A 20687-nucleotide genomic window follows, 5' to 3' on the forward strand; every position below is an offset into this window, starting at 1 on the left:
CCCGGCAAACCGACGCTCATACTTGCCAATACCGTTAAGGGCAAAGGAATCTCCTTCGCCGAAAACGTCCCGCATTGGCATCATCATGTACCGAGTGCCGAAGAACTGGAACGGGCACTGGCCGAATTGTCGGCCAAACAGGCCAGGTTGACGGAGAAAGGAGCTGAGCAAATTGGCTAACACGATCGCCAATCGGCAAATCATCTGCGACACCTTGCTCGACATCGCCCAGGAAGATAAAACCGTAATGGTGCTCGCAAGCGACTCCCGGGGATCCGCGGCTATGGGGCCGTTCGCGGATGCCTATCCGGAGCAATTCGTCGAGGTCGGCATCGCGGAGCAGAACATAGTCGGCATTGCCGCCGGGCTTGCCCATAGCGGCAAGAAACCTTTCGTCGCCTCGCCCGCCTGTTTTCTCAGCATGAGAAGCATCGAGCAGATCAAAGTCGACGTCGCCTATTCCGGCACCAACGTCAAGCTTGTCGGCATTAGCGGCGGCATTAGCTACGGCGCGCTTGGCATGTCGCATCATTCGGTGCAGGATCTGGCCGTCATGCGCGCCATCCCCGGCATAACCGTTCTTATGCCTGCGGATCGGCATGAGACCAAACGGATGACGGAAGCGCTCGTCGCCCATGAGGGAGGCGCTTATATCCGAATCGGACGCAATCCCGTCGAGGATGTCTATGCATCCGGGGATTATGAGTTCGAAATTGGCAAAGCCGTTACTCTGCTGGAGGGCTCCGACTTGACGATTATCGCCTCCGGCGAAACGGTAAGGATTGCGCTGGATTCCGCCAACGCCTTGCGGGAGGAGGGGATTTCCTGCCGGGTGCTCAACATGCATACGATCAAACCGCTGGACAACGAGGCTGTTCTGCGGGCCGCTCGCGAGACTGGACGTATCATTACCGTCGAAGAGCATAGCGTCCATGGAGGTCTCGGAGCAGCGGTCGCGGAGCTTGTCGGGCAGCATTGTCCGGTTCCGCTCAAAATTATCGGCATTCCCGACGAACCTGCGATCGCGGGTAAAACGGCCGAAGTATTCTCGCATTACGGCATCAGCGTCAAGGGGCTGCGACGATCGGCTTTACAATTGCTGGGGCGGCAGGAGTCATGAGCGAAGCTTATCTATTAACAATCGACCAGAGCACTTCGGGAACGAAAGCGCTCGTCGTATCGGGCAGCGGACAAATTCTGTCCTCCAGTTCGATGCCGCATCAGCAGTATTATCCCTCGCCTGGATGGGTAGAGCATGATGCGGCCGAAATTTACGGAAATGTGCTCTTGTGCGCCGGAGCTGCCATCGACAAAGCGGGGATCGGCTCGAAGCAGCTCTCCGCAGTAACCATAACGAATCAGCGGGAGACCGCCCTTATCTGGGATAAAACGACGGGGGAACCCGTCGGACCGGCAATCGTATGGCAATGCCAGCGCACCTTTGAGATGTGCGAGAAGCTAAAAGAGTCTGGCTTCGAGCCAATTGTTCAAGCCAAATCCGGTTTGTTGCTCGATCCTTATTTCACGGCAGCCAAATGGCGGTGGCTATTGGATCATACCCCTTGCGCGGACGGTAAGCTGGCGAAAGGCGATTGGCTTGCCGGCACGATGGACAGCTGGCTGCTCTGGAAGCTCTCGGGCGGAAAGGTTCACGCGACCGATTATACCAACGCCAGCCGAACCTCCCTGTTTAATATCCATACCTTGCAATGGGATCAAGAGCTCTGCCGCTTATTCGGCATTCCTCGCGAGCTCCTTCCCGAAGTAAGGCCCTCCGACGCAGTCTACGGGTATACGTACGGGGCTGCGCCGCTCGTCGACGGCATTCCGATCGCCGGCGTCATTGGCGACTCGCAAGCCGCTTTGTTCGGGCATTTATGCCTCGAAGAAGGATCGGCCAAAGCAACCTACGGCACGGGCACGTCCGTCCTGATGAATACCGGCTTCAAACCGTCGGCTTCGAAGCCGGGTCTGGTCCAAGCCATCGCCTGGGGTCAAGGCGGTACGGTCACTTATGCGGCGGAGGCGATTATTCGAACTTCGGGCGACAGCATGAACTGGCTGCGGGATAACCTCGGCTTGTTTCAATCGATTTCCGAGCTTGATGCACTGCTGCTGCAGGCTCCCGATAATGAAGGCGTCTATCTCGTTCCGGCCTTCGTCGGTCTTGGCGCTCCTTATTGGCAGCCGGATGCGCGCGCGGCGATTGTAGGGATGAGCCGAGGAACGGGCAAAGCCCATATCGCAAGAGCCGCTATGGAAAGCATTGCCTATCAAGTCAAAGATGCCATTGATTTGTTGCAGCATGCAACAGCTATCCAACTAAGCGAGCTTCGGGTGGATGGCGGCGCATCAAGCAACGGTATCCTTATGCAATTCCAGTCGGATCTATTGCATATTGAAGTCAAACGAGCAGGCGCAGCCGAATTGTCCGCCCTGGGCTCAGCCTATATGGGCGGGCTCGCGGTGGGCATTTGGTCCTCGCTGGATGACTTGCGCCGTATAGCCGAGCAAGGGACGTCCTTCCTTCCCGCCATGGATCCCGCCGATCGGCAAAGGCATTATTCCGGCTGGAAAAAGGCCGTGGAATCCGTTATCGGCAGCCAGCTTTGACGAAAAGGAGCATCAACGCAATGCGCGGTGATGCTCCTTTTCGTTTCTGATTGATTAATCATGTTCATACTCCCATTGTCATTTTATCATCCATCCTCCCGCTTCCCTAGCGAGCAAATCTTCGTACCAAACTGTGGATCTTGCTGGTGCTCAGCGCCATCCTGAGTATGTTTTTGTTCGGCCTCACAACGGTCTGGATCGGAAAGATCGCGAACAAAGGCTACGCGTTATTTCAATTAAACCCCCTCTCTCAATCTGTTGTAGACGACTAGAGGCACGGTCCGCGAACTCGCCTGACGCTCCTAAGACAGTATTAGAGCGGGCACGCGAAGAGCATCCGGCCATTCGATGGATATGGCTGGATTCGAAGGACAATCACTCTACGACACGGCGGGGCTTAATCCCTCTTTCACCTTCCATGACCTCGCCATGCTGATGCACGATATGCCGGAGAGATACTTGATGGAAGACGATCTGCATGTCATTACGCCAGCCGTCTTGAACGGCCAAACCTATTACTTGATGTTGAATATTCCGACCTCCGAGATGAAGTAAGGCGAGGTTTATTTTCTGATACGGACGCTGAAATCGTTGCTCACACTAATTATTCCGTTGCTCCTCTCGTTCTCCATCCCGTTCTTCATCGCTCTGGGGATCTTTACCTCGTTGAACAAACGGACTCGCAAGCTGAACAACGCGTTGAACGGGGGCAATATTAAAGGTGATGCGCCTGTCGTGGAGCTGACGGACTCCTCCAAGGACGAGCTCGGCCAGCTGAGTCAGCATTATAATTCCATGACGGAGCGGCTCCGGCAACAACACTCGCAAATTCAGCAGTTCGAGAACAAACGCAAGCTGTTATTATCCAATCTGTCTCATGATCTGCGAACGCCGCTGACGACGATGCTCGGCTGCGCGGAGATGATTCGCACCGGCAATTACAAGGATGAGAACGACTTGCAGAATCGAGCCAAAATCATCCTTCAACGCTGCAGTTACATGGACAAGCTGCTGGATCAAATGCTGGACATCTCCAGGCAGGACGGAGACGAACTGTCCATTCATCTGGTCAACCACCGATAACGCGATTCGGTATGGCAAGGACGGACGTTATCTGGGCATTGGATTAAAGGAGCACGAAGGGACCGTCATCATGACGATAAAGGATCAAGGCAAGGGTATTCCGCCGGAGCATCAAGCTCAAGTATTCGAACGGGTTGATCGGGGAAGAACGGGCGAAGGGCTGGGCATCGGCCTCTCCATCGTCAAGGATATCGTCGATGCTCATCAAGGATCGATTCGATTGGAGAGTTCGCCCGATGTGGAGACGGTGTTCCGAATTCGGCTTCCTCGCGACTAATCGGCCTAACAGGAATACGCAAAAAAAGCTGCCCGGATTGGAGAAAGGGCAGCTTTTTTTGCGTTTAACGTTGCTTAGCTTACTGGCGGAATGCTGCGTTCGGCGTGGAACGCTCCGATTTCATGGTTTTCCATGGCGAAAGGGAACCTTTCTTCATTGTATGCTTCTTGCGGGTTAGCAGGACGACTGACGGGCTCCGGTCCAGCGACGCTAAGAATCCAAGCGGCGTACAAACGGCCGAGACCTCGCATCAGAAGCGGCAATAGCAGCACGAATGCCAGGCCTACTCCGCCGGCAACCCACGAGCGCTGTGCAGATGTCATATCCCACCCGAACAGCTCATCGAATCTCCAGTCGCTGGCGAACAAGTTGAAATCGAACAAGCGCATGCTTACCTCGTAAGCGGCGGGCGAAAGCAGTACCGCGAGCGCGGTTATGGGCAGCACGATGGCGAACGTAAACGCCGCGATGCCTACCGGCAACTGCAAGATGCCGAATAGAATGCTGCGGTACGATCTGCCATCCTTTAGAACGGATACCAGCCATGCCCGCCATCCCTGTTGTTCTACCGCTGTCGGTTCAGGAGATGCGGACGCTTCGGGATACTCTTTTCTTTGCAGCCAGGCTGTCACATATCTCATCTCGCCAAGCATGATCGACCGACAGAAGACCAGCGTTGCCGCCAGCAAGGGCAATCCGATCAGAAATACCGACAACGGCAAGCTTGCGGATAGTCCCGCTACGATGATGACGAATGCCGCGATTCCCTTGGGGAGCGACAGGACAAGCATTTTCCACGCGATTAGGGCGCTGGGTTTTCTCATAATGACAACCACGCTTTCTCGTTTTGTTGCTCTCATTGTAGCCCTTTTCTCGTAGCTGGATCATCCTCCTGACGAATGGAATGGCTGCCGGACTTAGGTCTAGTTCGGCAATCCTAATCGTCGTCCAATACTTCTAGAAAAAATCGACCAATTCATCTACGTCGTATGTTTTGAATACCAGTCCCTTATTGTCGAAAACAAGCATGACCGGGAATTTCTCGATATTCAGTTCCTGCTTATAATCAACGACGTAATCCTCGGGATATGTTCCGAAATTGATGGGGCTCTTGGATAAAAGTCCCATCAACGTATCTTCCGTAGCTGCCGGTAACGAATCCCCTTCTTTAACAAATACGGTTGTCAGGTACCTCCCTTTATGACCGGACAACAACTGAGCATACTTTTCCTTGTAAGACATTGCCTGCAAAATAATCTCCTTGGCTTCGTAATCGCTGTTATCCACTTTCTTAGGCGGATTAACCAATACTTTTTGTCCGATTTTCAACTGATGTATTTCAGATAAAGTGCCATCCTCGTTCTTGATGATCAAATGATCCGTAACATCAATCTTGATATAGACGCCGTAGTCGTCAATGCCTCCCCTGATGTCTCTTTTATGCCATTCGGAAATATCCACTTCAATTACACTGTTATCGATGTCAACCATTCCTATTTTCCCTATCATTTCATCATCTTTATAATGTCCATAGGGCTTGCCGCTGCAAGCAGCCAACGCTAATAAGAGGAATACCAGTAAATACATAGAAAACATTTTTCGCATTTGTTTATCCTCCCCAAACGTCCTTCATCTCTCCTTCTCCTTCTTAAAGACGCGATTAATTTGTCATATGTTCCCTTTTCTGAAAGGTTATTTTTTATCTTTGCTCTTTATTCTATTTTTCCATTGACACATTCGTAATTGCGTTGGTGTACTATGTGACATTACATACCCGATCATTTCGGTCGGAATAATAATTATTGACGGAGGTCAAGCTAATGAAACGTACAACTTTGTCCAGCACCAAACTGCTTGCGGCCTTTTTACTCTCTTCCTCTTTAGTATTTACGCAAGGGCTACGCCAACGACGTTGGCTGCAGTTTCGCCTACGTCGCCATCCATCGCGTCCGGCCAGGACGGAGCTGCGCAGTATAAACAATTTCTGCAAGAGAAATACGACATCGAACTTTCGGGAAACGTAACAAAAGGACAGCTGATTACGGCTGTTGCGGACATTTGTGAGTATGAGCCATCCGGCAAAGAGGTTTCGTTCACGGACTTGAAAGCAGACCAACCTTTATTCGAAGCAGCTTCCGTGCTGTACGAGAATGGCATTCTGTCGGGTCCCTCCATCCAGGGAGATCAGACGCTTACCAACTACGTCGCCGTAGCGATCGCGCTTCGCGCAGCTGGTTTAAAGGAGCTTGCGCAGACTTATCCGGCTGCCAAAGCCGATGCCGCTTTGACCAAGCTGCAAGTAAAGAAAGGCACGCTTAACGCTAGCGGCGCGAAGGAAGTTGCCGCGGCATTCGACACCGGTTTGCTGCTCGCCAGTCTTCGCGAAGGTTTCAAGCCAGGCGCGCCTGGCAGCGAAGAACTTATTAACTCGCTGCTCGGACAAGTACTTGTCACGAAGGGACTTTACAAACAATATATCGGCTACACGAGTGATTCCGATATTTACTCCAAGCTTTCCACCGCCTATAATACTTCTGACCTGTCCGACGCTCCGAAGCTGCAGGATCTGATGAAAGAGGCGCTGGAGCAAGAGCTGGTTACCGGCTACAACATCAAAGATACTCGTTACGACGCCAACTTTATCGATTCCTTGTCGCTCATCTACGGACATTCGAATTTCAAGCACGCGATTCAGCTGATCGGCTTGCTCCGCAGCGAAGGGCTCGACGCGAAAGTACAATTCGAACCGAAAACATCCGCATTCATCCATCTTGCGGAGTGGGGCGATCCGGGCCCGAACGTCGTCCAAATCGAAAACGGCAATTATATCGCCTTTGCCAAGGAATATGATCTCGCATTCGAATTTGCGACTACAGCGGATAAAGCCGCGTTCGATGGCGTCATCGAGAAATTCGCCAAGAAAACCGCCGCCGATCAACAAGGACTTATTAGCGGATCCTGGTGGCAGCCGCTGTACGTTCTAATTCCAAAATCGCCAACTACGAAATCATTACGAACAATCTGGTGTCCGATCCAGACAGCACCTATACGGTAAACCCGTTCTCCCTGAACGAAGATTCCGAGAAAGTCGTAAACGGCTTGAAAGCGATCGATCCCGATGCCATCATTACTCCGTTCCCATTCTGGGTAGACAAGCCATTCTTCCGCTACCTGCATGGTGAATCCGTATAACGGATAACGTACGCGCCAAAAAGCCTTCCCTTCTCAGCCTGCAAAGCTGGAAGGGAAGGCTTTTTTTACAACATTTCGATGTACCCTTCCGTACCGTGCACTCGAATGCGCTGTCCGTCCTTGATCAGCCGGGTCGCATTCTCCACCCCGACAACGGCCGGCAAACCATATTCGCGGGCAATTACGGCTCCATGGGTCATTAATCCGCCAACCTCGGTAACAAGCCCCTTGATGGATACGAAGAGCGGCGTCCATCCAGGATCGGTAAAGGAGGTCACCAATATATCTCCTTCTTCCAAATCTGCTTTCTCCATCTTCAGGATAACGCGGGCCCTTCCCTCGATTACCCCGGAAGAAACAGGCAGTCCAACAATGGCTTTAGACGGGATATTGTCACGCTTATACGTACCGGCTATAATCTCTCCATCGGACGTCATGACACGAGGCGGAGTCAATTTTTCATATAAGGCGTAATCTTGTTTACGATGGCCGATGATCCCCTCATCCAGTTGTGCCGTGCGAACGATATCCTGGAGCTCTTGGAAGGAGAGGTAATACATATCCTCCGGATCAACAAGGACGCCCGCTCGCACGAGCTGCTCGGCTTCTTTCAATAAAGCTTGTTTATAGATGAAGTACCGATGAATCATGCCGTACTTGGGATATTCGCGATACCCGATAAAATGCCGAATGAAATCGATCTTCGCTTTGGCTTCGCGGACCTTTTGATCGCCTTCCGGCAAATGCAGCAAACGCGTTAACAGTTCCCGCTCTTTTTCCTCGGCTTCCCGCCGCCCTTGTTCGAACTTCCGTTGTCCGGCATCAGGCTCGAAATTTTTGATGTTGCCCAAAATCATCGGGACGAGCGCAAGCGGATTTTCGCTCCAGCGGGTCCGGGTAACATCGATCTCGCCGGGGCATCGCATTCCGTATTTGTCCAGATAAGCCCGAATAGCTTCCATCGGCGCCTGTCCTCCATCAAGCTCGGCCATCCCCTGCCAAAAGGTATTCTCTTCCGCTTGCCGCAAATAATCAACGACTTCGGGAAAAGGACGAATGACGTCCGAGACCGCCATTAGCGCAAGCCCCATCTCCGAAGTAATGTTGTTCGGGACGGATTGAGACAGCGTGTCGGCCGCGTTTTTTTCTCCCAGCCACTCCATCATCTTGTCGTTGATCCAGGCAGAGGCATCCATAGCGGCCATAATGACGGCGGAACTTTGCGGGTGGAACAAGATTTCCTTTAATCGCTGGAGATCTTCCAGTATAAAATCGAACAACGCCGACCCGGACTTTGTCACAATATCCCGCTTCAGCTTTTTGATCGATGCCTCGTTCCGCTTGATCATCTCCGTCACGATGGCCGGATCTAATTCGGCCGGATCCTGTTCGTTAGGAGACGATACCGCTCGATGGATGGGGGCGTTCCGTTCTTTCGGGTTATTGGGCAACATTTTAATATAATCTCCCCGCCCGAGGATGGTTTCAAGCGCATTCTTAATCAGAGGGTCGGATTGGCCCAGTTTATTAACGAGCGTCTCTCTGCCGGAAGGGGAAGCCAGCATGGGAGTAACGTCAACAAATAACCTCCCGCCCGCTGTGCGCATAGGCGCTGGCGTCGTCAATAGATAGAACGACAATCCCAAAGGTTTGATGGGATCCGTCATCATTTGTTGATGTCCCACGGATAGGTAAACGTGATTCTCCTGATCATTCGCTTCAGGGATCGGATACAATGTAGTGATTGGCCGGCTTTGGACAATATAAAAGGTATCATCGGCCAAACACCATTCGATATCTTGCGGATAACCAAAATGGGTTTCGATCCTTTTTCCTATTCCCGCCAGCTCTAAAATTTGTTGTTCCGTAAGCGTTTGGGACTTCTGCTGGCCCGGATGTATTTCGCGGGTCTCCGTTCCGCCTTCTTGCCGCCCATGGATCGCGATTTTTTTGACGGTTATCCTTTTCTCGACGATTTCCCGTTCCCGTACTTTGTACGTGTCGGCGGAAACCATGCCGGAGACCAGCGCTTCTCCAAGTCCGTAACCGGCATCGATCGATAACAGCTTTCGATCGGAGGTTACGGGATCAGCGGTGAAGAGAATACCCGAGGCCCGCGGGAAAATCATCTTTTGCACGATAACGGAAATAAGCACCTGGCGGTGGTCGAATCCGTTTTGGATGCGGTAAATAATCGCGCGATCCGTAAACAAGGAAGCCCAACATTCGCCAATATGCCGCAAGATGGCTTCCCTGCCAATGATATTTAAGTAGGTGTCTTGTTGGCCGGCGAAGGAAGCATGGGCCAAATCTTCCGCAGTCGCGCTTGAGCGTACGGCATAAGCATGTTGATGGCCAATCCTGGATAGATAGTGAGTAACTGCTTTCACCACATCGGATGGAATTTCCGCTTCCACAATGACTTGTCGCATCTTCTTTCCGATTTCACCGATTTGATTTCGATCTTCCGCTTTAAGCTTGCTTAATCGTTCCAACAAGACTTGATACGTTTCGTTTTGTTTGACGGCTTGTTGGTAACCCGCCGATGTCACGCAAAATCCTTCTGGAACCTGCAAGCCTTCGATTTTTGATAATATCGCTAGATTTAATCCTTTTCCGCCCACGAGCGAAAGCTGCGATTTGTCCACTTCTTGAAGTCCAAGCACCATAGAACTCATTTCGCATCTCTCCTAATCCTTCGATTGAGAAAAACATTTGACAAGAGTTCGCATGCATGTTATGATAAGGATGTAAGATGCAATTTCTATGACTTTACACACTAACTCAGTTGTGAACTGATTATATCATCGCGCCTGCATATACGCAATGCAAAGAACCTGATTCATGAATCAGGTTCTTTTTTCGTTATGTCGAGCGACCTCCGTCTAAACCAGATATTCGCCCATGATCTCTTCGATATCGAATGGGGTAACCCCTCCATCGACCGCGAAGATCGACTCCGCCTGCTCCCTGTCATCCACGATTTCGCCTCTAGCCATCGCATGGAGCCGGAACAGATCATGCAAGTCCGGCTTTCTAAGCCCGCTCATCGCTTGACCCATTAGCGACATCCCCCGTTTGTTTCCCTCTACGTTATTGTTGTAGTCCGGATGTCTCGTAAGAGCAAGGTCGCTCCAGATAATTACCCGCTCCGCCAAATCCATAATGACGGGAATCGCAATCGTTGTATTCGCAGTCAAATCGATTTTGTCGACCACCGTAGACGGTTCGAAGATTTCTCCGGAACCCGGCTTCCTGCGCATCATCCAACCCGCAAAACATTCCGGCAAATCGCAAAACGGCTGCGCGGTGTAAGCTTGCAAAGCAGCGACCACGTACCGTCCGCCGTATTCGACGATCGATGGGATATGAAGATCAATAAATTCGCATGCGCCACTAGGAGCAGACACGATATCTCCGCTGTGAACGGCCAGATACTTCGAGGAACGCAGGTTCGTATAGGAGATATGCTCGATATAGTTCCACTTGCGATCATATAGAACGGCAGACAAATCAATGTCGACTCGTCCCGTCGGCTGTCCATCCACTTCCCCTTCTTTCCACCAGTTAAAGAAGCGAACGGTATCCCCCTTGGGCATCGGGACTCGGCTCCCGCGAACGATCGTACGCAAAGCCTTGCTAGCCGAACGTTGGGAAAACGGAACGAGATACGTGCTTAATCGCTGATCAATGAAAGTCTTGCCCAGCGGGGGCAGTACAGAGAAGCGGCGGATCAGTTCATGCTCGCATACGTCTACGATCGATTTGCATACCTCGCCAGGGATCTCGGGGAGTGCGTTAGGGATGACGAACGCTTTGGCTACATTACCTTTCGGGAAAAAAGTTCGCAGTCCGCGAAATTCCGTGCGATGTACGAAATGGCACTTCACCTGCAGCAATACCGGCGTCGAAATCTCATGGACAACTTCCTCAAAGGCGAGTATCACGTAATCCGCGTGTTCCGTCATACGCGTGAGTTGATCCAGCCTTCTGGCGAATTCGCCCGGACGTTGCATCAACAGATCGATCAGCGACCAAACTTGCTTCCATTGGAATGCTAGTTCGACGCTGCCGCCATAAGTAGGGAACGGCTTATGATTACGCAGTATATCAAAAGCTTCATGGCACCGAGAGAAACGGTTCTTATATTCGGAAGGATGAAGAATTTCGCCAAGTCGAATCCAGCGTTGCTTAAATCTCAGCATATCTTCCGTAATGGGGTAACATTGTTCCAGCAGGGCGAGCAGCAGCTTTCTTTCCGGGCGCGTGAATTTACGGAATCGGGTTGCTTCGGCCAAGCTTACATCCCCGTCCGACCAAGCGACGGCCAGCCGCAAAACGTCGGTCGCCGTCTTTATGTATCGGCCGATCGCCTTCGGATCCGCTTTGCGATGCTTGAGAAGCGATCCTGCTACAAATGCGGCATTTTCCTTAAATGGAATTTCGGCAGGTAGAATCTCGCTTAGCTCCTCTGCTCCGGCCTGTTGGATCGTTTTGTCGATATCCGTTTTGTCAGTCTCGGAAATCGAACTCTTGGCCTGCATAAGCTGATGAATCAAAACATGGAATTCTGCCTTCGTTCCCAGATCAATGACTTTAAGTGGGCTCTCCTCCGCTAGCGGCTGCCTGCTCTTACTATCGTACAGGGGAAGGTCTAGCGTAAAGTAATGATACAGGGCGTTTAAATACAGGTCCGCCTCGGATTCCTCCATCACTTGCGCAGGGAATCCTGGGTACATCGGTCGGTATTCGACATGAGCTCCAACCATCTCATTCAGATGAACGATTAACTCGTTATAAAATACGGCAAATGCTTCCGACGGCATTGTGCTCACTTCACTGATTAAGCGGGGCGAGAAACGATATCCTAGACTTTCGATATTTTTCGAAGCGGTAGCCAACCACGCCTTGGAGACGGGATTTCCGCTTAGCCGTTCCACCACTACCTTGTTTTTCCGGCGCAAATACATACCTTGGATCATCGTTAGCTCACCCCCAAAAAAATCTTCAGGAAAGCTGCGCCCTAATTCGCCAATTTGAGTTAGAAGGAAGGATCGCAATAGCCTGAAGATCAGAGCCCTGAGCCGTAACTCTAGGGCCCTGATGGATGCATCATCTCATTTTTCCGTGGGCCCGAACAGGGCAAATGTATTACGATCCGATCATAAAATGCTGGAGTTACTCATATTGGGGCATTATTAGCGATAACGATTCGCTTCCATTCGCGCGATCTCATCCTGCAGCCCCATCCGCCCCATCTCTTCGACGATCAGCTCCTCGATTACCTCTTCTTTGTACACGTAGGTCTCCAGATGAAGATGGAAGTCTCGAATTAAAGCCAGCTTGGACGCATAGGTTGCTTTCTCCAAAAAGGCGGATAGCTCTTTCACGCTAATATATTCGTCGAGTACGATCCGGCTATGCTCGCGTCCCGCATCCGATAGGTGCTTATTCGTGACGCCTAACCCGCTTTCCGTGTCCAGGATGACCTGCTTGCTTCGTTTCACTCGTACCTTTGCCGAATAGGTATATGGATCGGCTATGGACGGCAAACCCGCAATCGCCCCTAGACGCTCCCTTGCAACCCGCATATTCTCAATCTCTTCTTCCGACTCGACGTAACCATCAGGCGCATATTCCGCCATTTCGTCCAAGTACTGGCGTTCGTTGTCGAAGTTTAGGTACAGCAAGCTCGTGTCGATCAACGCAATCCGGAGAAAGTCCCGGATATTGTCCGCCACAACAATGGCGGGTTCGTCAAAATTCATCGGAGATACCATGACAATAGGGGCTTCTTCTAAATTGTCCACGGATCCGAAATCCGTCAGGAAACCGAAATGTTCGCCATCGCTGCCAGTCCGTCCAAATGCGACAACATCCAGAGGCGTCCCCGAATATCCGCTGTGCCCGCGATCAGGATAAAAGCCCAGCCACACGCCAGGATCGTAACCTTCCTGCTCAAGCTCCGAATAAATATTTATGATGGCATCCAAAGTCGGCGACTCCTCGTATTGGCCGTAGTTGACTTTTCTGCTTTCTTCCTCCGTAAGTTCGGGCAACTCTTCGTCCTCTTCACCGTAAACGTCGTCATTCTCCTCGGCTGCCGTTATGACGATCCCGCTGTCGGTATCGCTCCAAGAAACGTTGGTATCGCTGACGTCGCCAAGACGGTACATCTCGATATAGGACGTTCCGTTTACGCTTCGAATAAGGTCCTCTTCCTTCAACCAAAGATAACTGGTTTGCCCTTCATCTAATGTCCGGTACGAGATCGTAATGAGACCCGGCTCCCATTCTACTTTCCAGCCCAATTGCTCCAGCACTGCCCGAAGGGGGAGATATCTTTTCCTTCCATCGAGAAGCACCGGCTTGTCCGACATCAATGGCACACCGTTAATGATGACCGGCAACTCTTTGGACTCAGCCAGTTTGCTCGCTTCCGCATAGGAGACATCGTTTACCATAGCAGCCCCTAACAGAATAGAGGTACTTAATACGGCAATCCCTAACTTTTTTACGCTTCCCATAAACATGCTGCCCCTCTTCAATAAAATTTCTATATGTTTCATCCGACATTACATTCGCCAACATTCTCCATTTTCCTCCAAAAAGAGCTTGATCTGTTTATGATCATCGTTATTTACATCGCAACCCGTTCAAAGCTATACTTACAAAACGATGTATGGAGGGGAAGGAACAGAGACAATGAGTGCAAGGGAACAACTGGAGAAAAATCAAGTATGGCTCTATGCGATTATTCTCTTGATTGCAGCAGGAGCAGGTTTGATATGGCCGCATGCAAGCGGTCATTTGGATCGTTCCATTTCGATCGTGCTTGCCATCTTAATGTTCGGTATGTTTACGCAAATACCGTTTCTTCGTCTAAAAGAATCCTTAACGAATCGACAGTTTATTTACGCTCTTTTAATCATGAATTACATAGCTGTGCCCCTCATTGTTTGGGGGTTAACTCGGTTTCTTCCGGCCGACCCGGCCCTTTTATTAGGCGTATTTCTAGTTTTGCTTACACCCTGCATAGATTACGTCATCGTTTTTACACATCTTGGCCGCGGGGACGAGAAACTTATTCTGGTTGCAACGCCTTTGCTTTTTGTTTCTCAAATGATATTGCTGCCCTTTTACCTCTGGATATTCATGGGGAATCAAACAGCTGAAGTTGTGAGGGCGCAGCCCTTTCTGGAGGCTTTTTTGGGTCTCATCGCGGTCCCTCTGCTCCTTGCTCTTCTAACGCAGCTATGGGCGAAAAGGCAGCCGCGCGGCATCGTATTTCTTGATGCCGCAGCATGGCTGCCGGTTCCTTTTATGGCACTGACGTTATTCGTCGTCTTAGCTTCGCAAATCAGCAAACTATACGAATCCATCAATTATATCAGTCAAGCCATTCCCGTCTACGTTGCTTATATGATCATTGTCCCACTAGTCGCCCGCTTCGTTGCGCGCATCTTCCGGCTGGATGTCGGAGCAGGGAGAGCGCTGATCTTTAGTAGCGGGACACGCAACTCCCTGGTCGTCCTGCCTTTTGCGCTTGCATTGCCCGAACCATTAAACGGGTTGGTGTCGGCCGTAATCGTCACTCAAACCATTGTAGAGCTTGTAGGGGAACTTATTTACATCCGTGTTGTTCCCGGGATTCTGCTCAGAGACAGGCACTAGAGCACCGACTTCGCTAAAAACCGTTCAGCAGCTTCGACCGTATGTTTGAGCAATGCAGCAATAGTGACGGGTCCAACGCCAGCCGGAACGGGAGTTATCGCGGAGGCGTTCTCCAGACAAGCTTCGTAATCGACATCTCCGATATTGCCTTTGTTGTAGCCGGCATCGACGACTACCGCTCCCGGCTTGATCCAGTCGCCCTGAACAAAATTCGGCTTGCCGACAGCAGCAACTACGATATCGCCTAAGCGAACCAGCCTTGCCAGATTGGCCGTTTTGGAATGACATATTGTCACTGTCGCATTTCTGTTTAGGAGCATAACGGATACCGGTTTCCCAAGGATCGGACTTCTTCCAATTACAACGGCATGTTTTCCTTCAATCGGAATATTGTAGTATTCCAAAATGGCGATGATCGCGGCTGGCGTACACGAAGGAAAATCGGCGAAACCAAAGGCGTTCTGAGCGAATCCTATCGTGGTTACGCCATCTACATCCTTTTCTATTCGGATTGCCTCGAATGCAGCCCTTTCGTCAATATGATGAGGAACGGGATGCTGCAACAAGATGCCATGAACATGGGGATCATCGTTAAGCTTGTTTATTTTCGCAATCAGCTCTTCTGTCGTGGTAGTCGAAGGAAGTTCAACACGGATGGAGTGTATACCAAGTCTGGCGCATGCATTTCCTTTCATTCGGACATAAGTGGCTGACGACGGATCGTCGCCAACCAAAATGGTTGCCAGACACGGGACAATTTCTTTCTCGGAGAGACGTTTGATTTGTTCGACTAATCCCTCCTTCATAGCGGCCGCAACGCGATTACCATCCAAGATCAACTTTTCTTCTTTCATTCCATCAGCCCTTTCTGCTCCTGTTCAAACATAAAAAGGCAAGGGGATAATCCCCTTACCTCTGCCCAGGCGTTCGGCCGTATAAAATATGTGCTCCCTCGTGGTACCCCACGTTACGCCAGTCACACACACCCTTAATCTAGCTCCATTATAGTCCGAACTTTCAAATAACTTCAAGCATTTTGTTTACTTTATTGCCGGTCGCCAGGACCGGCGGCTGATTCATCTATTGTCTCCCCATGTTTCGCATAAGAAGGCGCGCTTGCTCCATCGTCTGTTCCACGATTTCTGCTGCCCCGCGTTCTTTGGCTAACCGGAGTCCTTGCCCGGCCCAGAGAGACATAAGCTCTGGATTATTGGCTTTGGAAGCCGCCTGGCGAATTTCTCTCGTCATTGCATGCTGAATCGGATAGTCGGGGATTTCCCCTTGATAGGTACGCATATCCGTTATGTAATCCGTCAAAATGCCGCGCGCCGCTTTACCCGAATAAGCGGATGTGACCTCGGTGGCATCTTCGCTGGATGTAAGAATCCTACCTTTGTAGACGGTATGTGCGCCGCTCTCATGGCTTGCCAAAAAAGCGGTTCCCATCTGCACGGCGGAAGCTCCTAAAACGAGGCTTGCTACAAGCCCGCGACCATCCATAATGCCTCCCGATGCGATAATCGGAATCGACACATGATCCGCGATCTGAGGCACCAAAGCCATAGTACCTATCAGAGCGTCGGTCTTACTCGGCAGAAACGACCCCCGATGTCCTCCCGCTTCGCTTCCTTGCGCCACAATCGCGTCTACTCCGGCGGATTCCAGTTTAATCGCTTCTTCGACCGTCGTTGCCGTGCCGATGACATTAATCCCATGCAGCTTCATGGCTTCCATGATGTCCTGAGACGGTATGCCAAACGTGAAACTAAACACGGAGACATTTTCTCCCATCACGGCTTGCGCTTGCTCTTCGAACGACTCCGCGTACTTGGGGATTGGCGGATTGGTCGCAATACCTGCCTCTATGCGATATTTATCAAGATAATGGTTCATTCGAGCAATGGCGTCTGCAGAAGTAGTCGGCTGCTTGGGGACAAACAAGTTGACGCCGAAGGGCCGATCAGTCCTTTGTTTGACTTCCCGAATCGTTTGCCTGATTTGTTCCGGCGAAAGATAACCTGCCCCGATGCTCCCAAGTCCTCCGGCGTTTGATACTGCAGCAACCAGTTCCGGCGTCGAGGGACCACCGGCCATTGGCGCTTGCAATATAGGGTATTGAATGGCGAGTCGGCGTGTCAGTTCGGTTTCCATGCTCTTCCTCCTCTACTATTTGCGCCAAAATGTCGTGCAGTCCGCCTTATCATGGATATTAAACTCGATCATTTTCTCTAATAAGCCGTAGTCAAACGGACGGTTCCACTTAAAGCGAACCAGCTCTTTGGTATGATCATGTCCAGCTTGTACAATTTCATCTGCAAAATAGTTCATGCCTGCTCGCTCAGGCGCAACAGCCATATGCTGTTTGGACACGCTGAAGCCTATAATAAAAGTGTCGTGGTCGGTGAACATCGGCTGATTCCAAGCCAGCTTAGGCACCAGCTCCGGGAACTTCTCCTTCACCCAGGCAAATACCTCTTCCACCCGTGCCCGGTGCTCCGGGTTTCCGATGCCATCCAAATATTCCGCAAATGCTTCCATGTATGATTCACTCCTTCAAAAAAGATAAGATACGCTCCTGCGCTTCGAGTCTTCAATCGTATACTGACATATAACTTTGCCGAATTCAACCTCCTATACATGCTTATGTGATTAAATAAAAGGAAAAACTCCCTTTAATTGAATGACTTTCCGTTTCTTCGACACGCCAGAGGGAAATTCTCCCTCTAATCCAAGTAGAAAGGAGGGCGGACAGCGATTCGGCCTAAATTAGTGGTAGGATTGGACCTCTGTCAAGAAAGTAGACATCATTTATGCCGCTTTTCTCTTATTAAATTTTGCAGCGTACCGGACTGGTGACAAGTACCCCAGTGCACTATGGATCCGTTTACGGTTGTAAAAAAACTCAATATATCTGTAGATTTCTTCATAGGCCTGTTGCTTTGTATTGAATCGCTTGCAGTAAACGAGTTCCTTCTTGAGCACGCTATGAAATGACTCTATACAGGCGTTGTCGTAGCAGTTGCCTTTCCGACTCATGCTAGCTCTCATTTTGTAGGCTTTGAGTTGCTTTCTGTAATCATCAGATGCATATTGACTACCGCGATCTGAATGATGCAGCAGCCCCTTCTTTGGCTTTTTAGCTTTATAGGCGTCTTGCAACGCACCAAGTACCAAGTCGGTCGTCATCCGGCTCCCTAGGCGCCAGCCTACGATCTCACGTGTACACAGGTCAAGTATGCTTGCTAAGTATAAACGGCCCTCTCTGCATGGAATGTAGGTAATGTCTGCCACCCAGACCTTATTAGGTTTCTCCGTTTTAAACTTTTGGTTGAGTACGTTAGGTGCGATCGGCAAATCATGGCTCGAGTCTGTTGTCTGCACCTTGTACTTTCGCGAGACACAGGCACGCAGGCCAAGCTCCTGCATATATAAACCAATGGTTCGCTCTGCTACTGTGTGGCCTTCTTCTTGAAGGAGATACGTGATCTTTGGAGCACCGTAGCGCTGCTCAGAATCATGAAAATGGTAAGAAACCCGCTCCATTAAAGTCCGTTTTCGCAGCTCCTGGTTGCTCATCTCTGCATTTTTCCATTTGTAGTAACCGCTACGTGAAACACTCATGACTTCGCACATCTTCTCTAAACGAAACTCGGAGCGATGATCTTCTATGAACTGGAACCGTCGTTCCTTGGTTTGCTGAAGATGTGCACAGCCTTTTTTACAATCGCGAGCTCCTCCTCTACATCGGAAATTCTCTGGTCTTTCGCGCGGAGCTCACGTTCTTGCTCTTTAACGAGCTGCTCGAGCTCACGGAGGCGTTCCGAACTGGCGACGGGTTCATTCTTAAAATCTCGAAATTTCGCTTTCCAGGCATGTAACGTCTTCGCGGGAATATCTAGTTCGAGGGCGATGTCCTCCACCGATTTCGTCTGCCCTTGCAGATACTTTACCGTCTGTTTCTTAAACTCTTCATTGTATCGATTCCGCTGTTCACCCATTGTGAACACCTCCTATTTCATTCATTATCGAATTCTCTTAACGAGGTGTCCACTATTTATTCTACTTACAGATTTCCCTCTAAATCCGCAAAATCCGGTATAGAAGCGAGATTAAATGGCGATTTTCCCTCTATTTTATTCATGGCTGACTAGCGCGGTACGGTGCAGCACGGCGCGGGCAGCAGCAGCGGCGCAGCACCCACGCTCATCTCACAAAGAATGTCACTCCCACACGCTGCACAAGAGGCTGCGCTCTTACACGTTTCCCACACACCCTCCACCCATTATCCGTCTCTCCCGCATCTCCCCGCCCGCTCCCTTTTAAAGAAAGAGCGGCCGCTTTTAAAAGGGGCGGCATACAAAAAACACTGACAACGAAGGTCAGTGTTTTCATGGTTGTGCCTAGTGAATGTCCTTTTTCTTAAAGCTGCCGCCTTTAACTTCAGCCACTTCATACACCATGATAAAAGCATTCTCGTCGATTTCGCGAATAATTTCTTTCATCTTCCGTTCTTCCAAGCGGTTGATTACGCAAGTAATTTCTTTGAAATGTTCATTTGTATAGCCGCCTTGCACCATCTTGTACGTAGCCCCCCGGCCCAGTCGATCGCGAATCGCCTCGACCATCATCTCAGGCTGTTTAGTAATGATGGTAAACGTTTTGGCACCGCTCAGGCCTTCCTCGACGATATGTATGACTTTCGAAGCGATAAAATAGGCGATTCCCGATAGGATAGCCCCTTTTAAACCAAAAACTGTCGATACAACGATAAACACGAATACGTTAAGGAACAGGATCATATCGCTTGTTCCGAACGGCAGCTTCCGCGAGAGCAGTACCGCCAGCATATCAATGCCGTCCAGCGCGCCGCCGTTCCTCAGCGCAAGACCCATTCCCAGACCGATGATAATACCGCCTACAACGGTAACAAGCAGCGTATCGCCTTCCACGATCGGCGTAATATGATGCATAAAGAAGGTGCCGGCTGCCAGCGATGCGATGCCGAGCACGGAATAAATCGCGAAGCTTCTGCCAATCTGCTTATAGCCCAAATAGACAAAAGGTATATTTAGAATCGCAATGAGAAGACCTAAAGGCAGATCGAAGAGCCTTGACCCTACGATACTGAGACCAGTCACGCCTCCATCGGATACGTTGTTCGGAATTAATACGGCCTCAAGGCCGTAGGCTGTAATTAAGGCACCAATTACAACAATAACGCCTCGTAATATAATGTTCCCTACTGCAGTTGTCTTGTTCTCCGTCTTCATTTTTGACCTCATTTCCTATTTTCATATCCTGGCACCATTAAATGTGAATATTTTTACTGTTAAAATTTTAGACATGTACGGAGCTAAAGTCAATTTTTTTATTTCTGCAGAGTTTCTTCCTCCGTTCCGATTGACACGATAATCCTTTATTTGTTTTTTGTAATCGCAGGCGGGACAAACTGAAAATTCTGCATTTCGAACAAATCGTTTGATTTAGGTAGTAGAAATTGATTTCCTATCCAGATCATGTAAAAATAGAGGCAGGTGATGAATTTGAATAACAATAACCATGAGAACAAAACAAAAGAATCCTTGGATAATGGGGTTAACGCTCCTGCAGTGAAAGCCTTAAGAGGAGGTAATCGATCAGGCGCAGGACGTAAGCCAATTGGTATTACCCGTAAGATATCACTCACTTTGCCCGAGAAGCATTGGATAGAAATAGACCGCCGCTGCGACAGAGGAGACTATTCGGTATCTGAAATCATTCGTTCAATATTAGAGGATTATTTAAGGGATGTGGACCAGTTATAGTGCTTTCTAAGCAAGTAGGAATCTGTGGTTAATTCAAACTTATT

General features: G+C 50.1%; 20 protein-coding genes, 1 pseudogene and 1 riboswitch. Of the genes and pseudogenes, 10 read left to right on the plus strand and 11 right to left on the minus strand.

Annotated elements, in window-relative coordinates:
- From PAT3040_RS38650 to PAT3040_RS37060, 6 genes and pseudogenes are all read left to right on the plus strand, one after another.
- Window positions 1-180 (plus strand): annotated as a pseudogene (locus PAT3040_RS38650) (transketolase); the annotation flags it as partial.
- The gene (locus tag PAT3040_RS14365) at window positions 173-1120 is read left to right on the plus strand and encodes a transketolase family protein (RefSeq protein ID WP_108993271.1); all 948 of its coding nucleotides are present in this window, start codon (window positions 173-175) and stop codon (window positions 1118-1120) included. The pseudogene PAT3040_RS38650 and the gene PAT3040_RS14365, both read left to right, overlap by 8 nt.
- Window positions 1117-2613 (plus strand): glycerol kinase GlpK, encoded by a 1497-nt coding sequence (gene glpK / locus PAT3040_RS14370; RefSeq protein ID WP_108993272.1) that lies wholly within the window; start codon window positions 1117-1119, stop codon window positions 2611-2613. Before PAT3040_RS14365 ends, glpK begins: the two co-directional genes overlap by 4 nt.
- Before the next feature lie 348 nt (window positions 2614-2961).
- Window positions 2962-3168, plus strand: a complete 207-nt coding sequence (locus PAT3040_RS14375) for a hypothetical protein (protein WP_108993273.1) — start codon at window positions 2962-2964, stop codon at window positions 3166-3168.
- 111 nt (window positions 3169-3279) lie between these two features.
- Window positions 3280-3696, plus strand: a complete 417-nt coding sequence (locus tag PAT3040_RS14380; RefSeq protein ID WP_146200433.1) for a histidine kinase dimerization/phospho-acceptor domain-containing protein — start codon at window positions 3280-3282, stop codon at window positions 3694-3696.
- 37 nt (window positions 3697-3733) lie between these two features.
- The gene (locus tag PAT3040_RS37060) at window positions 3734-3973 is read left to right on the plus strand and encodes a sensor histidine kinase (RefSeq protein ID WP_258234984.1); all 240 of its coding nucleotides are present in this window, start codon (window positions 3734-3736) and stop codon (window positions 3971-3973) included.
- A 74-nt stretch (window positions 3974-4047) separates the two neighbouring features.
- Here the strand turns inward: PAT3040_RS37060 and PAT3040_RS14390 are convergent, their stop codons facing one another.
- On the minus strand, window positions 4048-4797 hold the full coding sequence (locus tag PAT3040_RS14390) for a sensor domain-containing protein (RefSeq protein ID WP_181376618.1): 750 nt from the start codon (window positions 4795-4797) through the stop codon (window positions 4048-4050).
- A 133-nt stretch (window positions 4798-4930) separates the two neighbouring features.
- Window positions 4931-5578: a hypothetical protein gene (locus tag PAT3040_RS14395; RefSeq protein ID WP_108993277.1), complete on the minus strand. Its 648-nt coding sequence runs from the start codon at window positions 5576-5578 to the stop codon at window positions 4931-4933.
- A 307-nt stretch (window positions 5579-5885) separates the two neighbouring features.
- Between PAT3040_RS14395 and PAT3040_RS14400 the strand changes: the two genes are divergently transcribed.
- Window positions 5886-7028 carry a hypothetical protein gene (locus PAT3040_RS14400; RefSeq protein WP_258234977.1) on the plus strand — a complete coding sequence of 381 codons (1143 nt, stop codon included), beginning with the start codon at window positions 5886-5888 and terminating at the stop codon, window positions 7026-7028.
- Window positions 6998-7165 carry a hypothetical protein gene (locus PAT3040_RS38655; protein WP_258234978.1) on the plus strand — a complete coding sequence of 56 codons (168 nt, stop codon included), beginning with the start codon at window positions 6998-7000 and terminating at the stop codon, window positions 7163-7165. Before PAT3040_RS14400 ends, PAT3040_RS38655 begins: the two co-directional genes overlap by 31 nt.
- 65 nt (window positions 7166-7230) lie before the next feature.
- Here PAT3040_RS38655 and ppsA read toward each other — a convergent pair whose 3' ends face one another.
- From ppsA to PAT3040_RS14415, 3 genes are all read right to left on the minus strand, one after another.
- Entirely contained in the window at window positions 7231-9843 is a 2613-nt protein-coding gene (ppsA, locus tag PAT3040_RS14405; protein ID WP_108993278.1) for a phosphoenolpyruvate synthase, read from the minus strand.
- 207 nt (window positions 9844-10050) lie between these two features.
- On the minus strand, window positions 10051-12147 hold the full coding sequence (locus PAT3040_RS14410; RefSeq protein ID WP_108993279.1) for a TerD family protein: 2097 nt from the start codon (window positions 12145-12147) through the stop codon (window positions 10051-10053).
- Between the two features lie 216 nt (window positions 12148-12363).
- Complete coding sequence (locus tag PAT3040_RS14415) at window positions 12364-13692, minus strand: hypothetical protein (protein ID WP_146200434.1); 1329 nt, start codon at window positions 13690-13692, stop codon at window positions 12364-12366.
- A gap of 178 nt (window positions 13693-13870) precedes the next feature.
- Here PAT3040_RS14415 and PAT3040_RS14420 point away from each other — a divergent pair, with 178 nt between their 5' ends.
- Window positions 13871-14839 carry an arsenic resistance protein gene (locus PAT3040_RS14420; RefSeq protein WP_108993281.1) on the plus strand — a complete coding sequence of 323 codons (969 nt, stop codon included), beginning with the start codon at window positions 13871-13873 and terminating at the stop codon, window positions 14837-14839.
- Here the strand turns inward: PAT3040_RS14420 and PAT3040_RS14425 are convergent.
- From PAT3040_RS14425 to PAT3040_RS14445, 6 genes are all read right to left on the minus strand, one after another.
- A complete protein-coding gene (locus tag PAT3040_RS14425) occupies window positions 14836-15693 on the minus strand; it encodes a bifunctional 5,10-methylenetetrahydrofolate dehydrogenase/5,10-methenyltetrahydrofolate cyclohydrolase (protein WP_108993282.1) in 858 nt (285 codons plus the stop codon). The genes PAT3040_RS14420 and PAT3040_RS14425 overlap by 4 nt on opposite strands.
- A 56-nt stretch (window positions 15694-15749) precedes the next feature.
- A riboswitch (ZMP/ZTP riboswitch) is annotated at window positions 15750-15829 on the minus strand.
- A gap of 90 nt (window positions 15830-15919) precedes the next feature.
- On the minus strand, window positions 15920-16990 hold the full coding sequence (locus PAT3040_RS14430; protein ID WP_108993283.1) for an NAD(P)H-dependent flavin oxidoreductase: 1071 nt from the start codon (window positions 16988-16990) through the stop codon (window positions 15920-15922).
- A 15-nt stretch (window positions 16991-17005) separates the two neighbouring features.
- Complete coding sequence (locus PAT3040_RS14435; protein WP_087572685.1) at window positions 17006-17377, minus strand: iron chaperone; 372 nt, start codon at window positions 17375-17377, stop codon at window positions 17006-17008.
- A 270-nt stretch (window positions 17378-17647) separates the two neighbouring features.
- On the minus strand, window positions 17648-18508 hold the full coding sequence (locus tag PAT3040_RS14440) for an IS3 family transposase (RefSeq protein WP_256976065.1): 861 nt from the start codon (window positions 18506-18508) through the stop codon (window positions 17648-17650).
- A complete protein-coding gene (locus tag PAT3040_RS38045; RefSeq protein WP_219930285.1) occupies window positions 18505-18837 on the minus strand; it encodes a transposase in 333 nt (110 codons plus the stop codon). The genes PAT3040_RS14440 and PAT3040_RS38045 overlap by 4 nt, the downstream gene beginning before the upstream one ends.
- A gap of 402 nt (window positions 18838-19239) precedes the next feature.
- Complete coding sequence (locus PAT3040_RS14445) at window positions 19240-20109, minus strand: YitT family protein (RefSeq protein WP_108993284.1); 870 nt, start codon at window positions 20107-20109, stop codon at window positions 19240-19242.
- A gap of 267 nt (window positions 20110-20376) precedes the next feature.
- On the opposite strand from PAT3040_RS14445, the gene PAT3040_RS14450 reads away from it, so the two are divergent.
- Window positions 20377-20643 (plus strand): ribbon-helix-helix domain-containing protein, encoded by a 267-nt coding sequence (locus PAT3040_RS14450; RefSeq protein WP_258234979.1) that lies wholly within the window; start codon window positions 20377-20379, stop codon window positions 20641-20643.
- Window positions 20644-20687: the final 44 nt, after the last annotated feature.

Origin of the sequence: Paenibacillus agaridevorans (assembly GCF_003112455.1) — a bacterium.
Taxonomy (GTDB): Bacteria; Bacillota; Bacilli; order Paenibacillales; family Paenibacillaceae; genus Pristimantibacillus; species Pristimantibacillus agaridevorans.

Excerpts from the sequence above, each read along its gene's own strand:
- PAT3040_RS14415 (WP_146200434.1), bottom strand. The coding sequence starts at position 13,692 with ATGGGAAGCGTAAAAAAGTTAGGGATTGCCGTATTAAGTACCTCTATT.
- PAT3040_RS14425 (WP_108993282.1), bottom strand. The coding sequence starts at position 15,693 with ATGAAAGAAGAAAAGTTGATCTTGGATGGTAATCGCGTTGCGGCCGCT.
- glpK (WP_108993272.1), top strand. The coding sequence starts at position 1,117 with ATGAGCGAAGCTTATCTATTAACAATCGACCAGAGCACTTCGGGAACG.
- PAT3040_RS14445 (WP_108993284.1), bottom strand. The coding sequence starts at position 20,109 with ATGAAGACGGAGAACAAGACAACTGCAGTAGGGAACATTATATTACGA.
- PAT3040_RS38045 (WP_219930285.1), bottom strand. The coding sequence starts at position 18,837 with ATGGGTGAACAGCGGAATCGATACAATGAAGAGTTTAAGAAACAGACG.
- PAT3040_RS14390 (WP_181376618.1), bottom strand. The coding sequence starts at position 4,797 with ATGAGAAAACCCAGCGCCCTAATCGCGTGGAAAATGCTTGTCCTGTCG.
- ppsA (WP_108993278.1), bottom strand. The coding sequence starts at position 9,843 with ATGAGTTCTATGGTGCTTGGACTTCAAGAAGTGGACAAATCGCAGCTT.
- PAT3040_RS14430 (WP_108993283.1), bottom strand. The coding sequence starts at position 16,990 with ATGGAAACCGAACTGACACGCCGACTCGCCATTCAATACCCTATATTG.
- PAT3040_RS14435 (WP_087572685.1), bottom strand. The coding sequence starts at position 17,377 with ATGGAAGCATTTGCGGAATATTTGGATGGCATCGGAAACCCGGAGCAC.
- PAT3040_RS14420 (WP_108993281.1), top strand. The coding sequence starts at position 13,871 with ATGAGTGCAAGGGAACAACTGGAGAAAAATCAAGTATGGCTCTATGCG.
- PAT3040_RS14375 (WP_108993273.1), top strand. The coding sequence starts at position 2,962 with ATGGATATGGCTGGATTCGAAGGACAATCACTCTACGACACGGCGGGG.
- PAT3040_RS14410 (WP_108993279.1), bottom strand. The coding sequence starts at position 12,147 with ATGATCCAAGGTATGTATTTGCGCCGGAAAAACAAGGTAGTGGTGGAA.
- PAT3040_RS14395 (WP_108993277.1), bottom strand. The coding sequence starts at position 5,578 with ATGCGAAAAATGTTTTCTATGTATTTACTGGTATTCCTCTTATTAGCG.
- PAT3040_RS14450 (WP_258234979.1), top strand. The coding sequence starts at position 20,377 with ATGAATTTGAATAACAATAACCATGAGAACAAAACAAAAGAATCCTTG.